This is a genomic window from uncultured Metabacillus sp. (genome assembly GCF_947503125.1).
In the GTDB taxonomy this organism is placed as follows: Bacteria; Bacillota; Bacilli; order Bacillales; family Bacillaceae; genus Metabacillus.
The window spans coordinates 1-358 of record NZ_CANNCR010000199.1 but is presented as its reverse complement, the minus strand read 5'-3'; the positions used below and the strand labels follow the sequence as shown (position 1 = coordinate 358).

Genomic DNA, 358 nt, shown 5'->3' with positions numbered 1-358 from the left:
GGTGAGCCATGAAGGACTCGAACCTTCGACCCTCTGATTAAAAGTCAGATGCTCTACCAACTGAGCTAATGGCTCTTAGTTTCAAAACACTCTTAGTATTGACGCCCAAATCTCAGAAAGCTTATTCAAGAAGCGGCTCAATTTGTGCGCTGATGTTAATGCTTCGCAGCTTATTCATACGTGCTCTACCAACTGAGCTAATGGCTCTTAGTTTCAAAACACTCTTAGTATTGACGCCCAAATCTCTGAGCTAATGGCTCATTTTATAATGAGTATTAAAAAATGGCTGGGCTAGCTGGATTCGAACCAACGCATGACGGAGTCAAAGTCCGTTGCCTTACCGCTTGGCTATAGCCCA

The 358-nt window shown here is 43.9% G+C and carries 2 tRNA genes; both read right to left on the bottom strand.

Going from position 1 to position 358, the window contains the following annotated elements:
• Positions 1-2 precede the first annotated feature (2 nt).
• A tRNA-Lys gene (locus Q1B07_RS26825) sits at positions 3-75 on the bottom strand.
• Positions 76-283: 208 nt separating this feature from the next.
• Positions 284-358, bottom strand: a tRNA-Gln gene (locus tag Q1B07_RS26820).